This is a genomic window from Pseudomonas sp. CM25 (assembly GCF_013179705.1).
GTDB lineage: Bacteria > Pseudomonadota > Gammaproteobacteria > Pseudomonadales > Pseudomonadaceae > Aquipseudomonas.
In genome coordinates, this window is sequence record NZ_JABMCW010000368.1 from 1 (window position 1) to 5,065 (window position 5,065).

The window sequence follows — 5,065 nt, forward strand, 5'->3', positions numbered from 1 at the left end:
CGGCCCTTGAAGTGATTGATCTTTGGCTCACCGCCAACGAACGACCACAGCCATTCGCCAGGGTTGTCCACAGCCAGCCAGGCCTGGGCGTTGCGCCGGGCGGCCTTGAGCTTGAGGCGGTTGCGGATGATGCCGGCGTCCTGCATCAGTTCCTCGATGCGTTCGTCGGTCATGTGCGCAAGTGCCGCCGCGTCGAAGCCGTGCATCACCTGGCGATAACGCTCGCGTTTGCGCAATACGGTGATCCACGACAGGCCCGCCTGGAACCCTTCGAGCAAAAGCATCTCGAAGAGCAACGCCGGATCACGCTGCGGCGTTCCCCATTCCTGGTCATGGTAGGCCTGGTACAACGGATCGTCGGTACACCAAAAGCAGCGTGGCATAAGGCTCCAATGAGTAGAGGGCGAGGCGAATCAGGTTATACTCCCGCTCTTTACATCCGCATCCCCAGATACAGGTGAATTTCGTGAGCCAGCCTACGCCAGCCGTGCGTACCTTCCAAGACCTGATCCTCGCCCTGCAGAACTACTGGGCAGCTCAAGGTTGTGTGGTGCTTCAGCCCTACGATATGGAAGTAGGCGCCGGCACTTTCCATACCGCCACGTTCCTGCGTGCCGTCGGCCCAGAAACCTGGAACGCTGCCTACGTGCAGCCTAGCCGTCGCCCCGCCGACGGGCGGTATGGCGAAAACCCCAACCGCCTGCAGCACTACTACCAGTTCCAGGTGGTGCTCAAGCCGAACCCGGCCAACTTCCAGGAGCTGTACCTCGGCTCGCTGAAAGCCATTGGCCTGGACCCGCTGGTGCACGACATTCGCTTCGTCGAAGACAACTGGGAATCGCCGACCCTCGGCGCCTGGGGTCTGGGCTGGGAAATCTGGCTCAACGGCATGGAAGTCACCCAGTTCACCTACTTCCAGCAGGTGGGCGGTATCGAGTGCTACCCGGTCACCGGTGAAATCACCTACGGCCTCGAGCGCCTGGCCATGTACATCCAGGGCGTCGATTCGGTGTACGACCTGGTGTGGGCCGACGGCCCGTTCGGCAAGGTCACCTACGGCGACGTGTTCCACCAGAACGAAGTGGAGCAGTCGACCTACAACTTCGAGCACGCCAACGTCGAGAAGCTGTTCGAACTGTTCGACTTCTACGAAAGCGAAGCCAACCGCCTGATCAAGCTGGACCTGCCGCTGCCGACCTACGAAATGGTCCTGAAGGCCTCGCACACCTTCAACCTGCTGGACGCCCGTCGCGCCATCTCGGTAACCGAGCGTCAGCGCTACATCCTGCGCGTACGTACCCTGGCCCGGGACGTGGCGCAAAGCTATCTGCAAGCCCGCGCACGCATGGGCTTCCCGATGGCCACCCCTGAACTGCGTGACGAAGTGTTGGCTAAGCTGGAGGCTGCACAATGAGTGCTCAAGATTTCCTGGTAGAACTGGGCACCGAAGAGCTGCCACCCAAAGCCTTGGCTACCCTCGGCGACGCCTTCCTGGCCGGCATCGAGAAAGGCCTGCAGGCCGCCGGCCTGAACTACACCGGCAAGCAGGTGTACGCCGCGCCGCGCCGCCTGGCCGTGCTGATTCGCCAGCTGGACGTGCAGCAGCCTGACCGCAGCATCAACATCGATGGCCCGCCCCTGCAGGCTGCTTTCAAAGACGGCGAGCCCACCCAGGCTGCCTTGGGCTTTGCCAAGAAATGCGGTGTAGAGCTGGCCGAAATCGACCAGAGCGGCGCCAAGCTGCGCTTCTCCCAGCACATCCCGGGCAAGGCTACCGCTGGCCTGCTGCCGACCATCGTCGAAGATTCCCTCAACGACCTGCCGATCCCCAAGCGCATGCGCTGGGCGGCCAGCCGTGAAGAGTTCGTGCGCCCGACCCAATGGCTGGTGATGCTGCTCGGCGACCAGGTGGTCGACTGCACCATCCTTTCGCAAAAGGCCGGCCGTGAATCCCGCGGCCACCGCTTCCACCACCCGGAAAACGTGCTTGTCACCACCCCGGCCAACTACGTCGAAGACCTGCGCAAAGCCTACGTGCTGGCTGACTTCGCCGAGCGCCGCGAACTGATCAGCAAGCGTACCGCCGAGCTGGCCATGCAGCAGGAAGGCAGCGCCATCGTGCCGCCGGCGCTGCTGGACGAAGTGACTGCCCTGGTCGAGTGGCCGGTGCCGCTGGTGTGCTCGTTCGAGGAGCGCTTCCTCGAGGTGCCGCAGGAAGCCCTGATCACCACCATGCAGGACAACCAGAAGTACTTCTGCCTGCTGGACAGCGAAGGCAAGCTGCTGCCGCGCTTCATCACCGTGGCCAACGTCGAAAGCCGCGACCCGCAGCAGATCGTGCAAGGTAACGAAAAGGTCGTGCGCCCACGCCTGACCGACGCCGAGTTCTTCTTCAAGCAGGACAAGAAGCAGCCGCTGGAAACCTTCAACGAGCGCCTGAAAAACGTGGTGTTCCAGGCTCAGCTGGGGACCGTGTACGACAAGGCCGAACGCGTTTCCCGCCTGGCCGCGTTCATTGCCCCGCTGATCGGCGGCGACGCCCAGCGCGCTGGCCGTGCCGGCCTGCTGTCGAAATGCGACCTGGCCACCGAAATGGTCGGCGAATTCCCCGAGATGCAGGGTGTTGCCGGTTACTACTACGCGCTCAACGACGGTGAGCCGCAGGACGTTGCCCTGGCCCTGAACGAGCAGTACATGCCGCGCGGTGCTGGCGCCGAGCTGCCGCAGACCCTTACCGGTGCTGCCGTGGCCATCGCCGACAAGCTCGACACCCTGGTCGGCATCTTCGGTATCGGCATGCTGCCCACCGGTAGCAAAGACCCGTATGCCCTGCGCCGCGCCGCCCTGGGCGTGCTGCGTATCCTGATCGAGAAGCAGCTGGACCTGAACCTGACCGGTGCAGTGGAGTTCGCCGTCAAGCAGTTCGGCGCCAAGGTCAAGGCTGCCGGCCTGGCCGAGCAGGTGCTGGAGTTCATCTTCGACCGCCTGCGTGCACGTTACGAAGACGAAGGCATCGATGTGGCTACCTACCTGTCGGTACGTGCCCTGCAGCCAGGTTCTGCGCTGGACTTCGACCAGCGGGTACAGGCTGTGCAGGCCTTCCGCAAGCTGCCGGAAGCCGAAGCCCTGGCCGCGGTGAACAAGCGCGTGTCGAACCTGCTGAGCAAAGCCGAAGGCGCCATCGCCGAACAGGTCGAGCCCAAGTACTTCGACAATGCCAACGAGTTCTCCCTGTACTCGGCCATCCAGCAGGCCGACCAGGCCGTGCAACCAATGGCTGCTGCACGCCAGTACAGCGAATCGCTGGCCCGACTGGCAGCACTGCGTGACCCGGTCGACGCCTTCTTCGAGGCGGTGATGGTCAACGCCGAAGACGCCAAGGTACGCGCCAACCGTTATGCCCTGCTCAGCCGCCTGCGCGGTCTGTTCCTGGGCGTGGCCGACATTTCGCTGCTGGGGTAAGCCTTGAAACTGCTGATTCTCGACCGTGACGGGGTGATCAATTACGACTCCGACGCCTACATCAAGACGCTGGAAGAGTGGGTACCGATCCCGGGCTCGGTCGAAGCGATCGCGCAGTTGAGCAAGGCGGGCTGGACGGTGGCCGTGGCCACCAACCAGTCCGGTATTGCCCGTGGCTATTATTCGCTGGCAACCCTCGAGGCCATGCACGCGCGCCTGCGCGCGCTGGTGGCCGAGCAGGGCGGCGAGGTGGGCCACATCGTGTATTGCCCGCACGGGCCGGACCAGGGCTGCGACTGCCGCAAGCCCAGGCCCGGCATGCTGCAGGCGATCGCCGAGCATTACCAGGTCGGCCTTGCAGGCGTCTGGTTTGTTGGCGACAGCACAGGTGACCTGGAGGCGGCCCTGGCCGTCGGTGCACAACCCGTGTTGGTAAAAACCGGCAAGGGCGAGCGAACCCTGGAAAAGGGCGTTGCGGAAACTACACTGATTTTCGACGATCTGGCAGCTATCGCCAGAGAACTAATTTAAACAGTGCGCCCCCGGGCGCATTTTTCTCAGGCGGGCACGCCCGCAATGGTACAAGCCACTATGTCGATCCTGCAGGCGATCAGAATCTTTCTTTTTTACCTGCTGCTGGGCACCAGTTCGTTGCTGTGGTGCTCGCTGAGCTTCTTCATCGCGCCGTTCCTGTCGTTCCCCAAGCGCTACAAGTTCATCAACGTGTACTGGTGCCGCTGCGCGCTGTTCCTGGTGCGGACGATTCTGGGCATCGACTACAAGATCACCGGCGCCGAAAACGTGCCGGCCGAGCCTTGTGTGATCCTGTCCAACCACCAGAGCACCTGGGAAACATTCTTCCTTTCCCAGTACTTCTCGCCGCTAAGCCAGGTGCTCAAGCGTGAGCTGCTGTACGTGCCGTTCTTCGGCTGGGCAATGGCCATGCTGCGGCCGATCGCGATCAACCGCGACAACCCCAAGGAAGCCCTGCGCCAAGTGGCGAGCAAGGGTGATGAACTGCTCAAGCAGAAGACCTGGGTGCTGATCTTCCCGGAAGGCACCCGCGTACCGTTCGGAACGGTTGGCAAGTTTTCCCGTGGCGGTACTGCACTGGCGGTCAACGCCGGGCTGCCGGTGCTGCCGATTGCCCACAACGCTGGCAAGTACTGGCCCAAGACAGGCTGGGGCAAGCGCGCGGGCACCATCGAGGTGGTAATTGGCGCGCCGATGTACGCCAACGGCACCGGGCCACGTGCCATTGCCGAGCTCAACGACCGCGCTGCGGCATGGAACGAGGCGACCCAGCGGTCCATGGGCTCGCTGCCACCGATGGATGAAAAACCCCAGGAGCAGCTGGCTTGAGATTCTGTGGATAACTTGTTAGCAGTTTTTCCAGTCAATGCTCCAAGTCGTCGCTAAGTAACTGTATTTATTGTTAATTTCTTCGTATGACATTTTTCTTGAAAACGTGCATAAGTTTTTTCGAGGCATAAAGAAACCGGCTTTTACAGCCGGTTTTTTTATGGCATGTGGACAGCATCAGACCTTGTCGATATCCACATCCTTGGTCTCTTTCAAGCAGAAGATTCCAACAACCAGGCTG

At 62.0% G+C, this 5,065-nt stretch carries 5 protein-coding genes; 4 read left to right on the forward strand and 1 reads right to left on the reverse strand.

Annotated elements, in window-relative coordinates:
* The coding region (locus HP546_RS25695) for a DNA-3-methyladenine glycosylase I (RefSeq protein WP_172231278.1) at positions 1-383 on the reverse strand (383 nt) is incomplete at its 3' end.
* 83 nt (positions 384-466) lie between these two features.
* Here HP546_RS25695 and glyQ point away from each other — a divergent pair.
* Genes glyQ through HP546_RS25715 form a run of 4 tightly spaced genes read left to right on the forward strand, consistent with a single transcriptional unit; the run spans position 467 to position 4,824 of the window.
* On the forward strand, positions 467-1,414 hold the full coding sequence (gene glyQ / locus HP546_RS25700) for a glycine--tRNA ligase subunit alpha (protein WP_043198565.1): 948 nt from the start codon (positions 467-469) through the stop codon (positions 1,412-1,414).
* Positions 1,411-3,462: a glycine--tRNA ligase subunit beta gene (glyS, locus tag HP546_RS25705; protein WP_172231281.1), complete on the forward strand. Its 2,052-nt coding sequence runs from the start codon at positions 1,411-1,413 to the stop codon at positions 3,460-3,462. Before glyQ ends, glyS begins: the two co-directional genes overlap by 4 nt.
* 3 nt (positions 3,463-3,465) lie before the next feature.
* On the forward strand, positions 3,466-3,993 hold the full coding sequence (gmhB, locus tag HP546_RS25710) for a D-glycero-beta-D-manno-heptose 1,7-bisphosphate 7-phosphatase (RefSeq protein WP_172231284.1): 528 nt from the start codon (positions 3,466-3,468) through the stop codon (positions 3,991-3,993).
* A gap of 45 nt (positions 3,994-4,038) precedes the next feature.
* Positions 4,039-4,824 carry a 1-acyl-sn-glycerol-3-phosphate acyltransferase gene (locus tag HP546_RS25715; RefSeq protein WP_172231287.1) on the forward strand — a complete coding sequence of 262 codons (786 nt, stop codon included), beginning with the start codon at positions 4,039-4,041 and terminating at the stop codon, positions 4,822-4,824.
* The last annotated feature ends 241 nt before the right edge of the window (positions 4,825-5,065 follow it).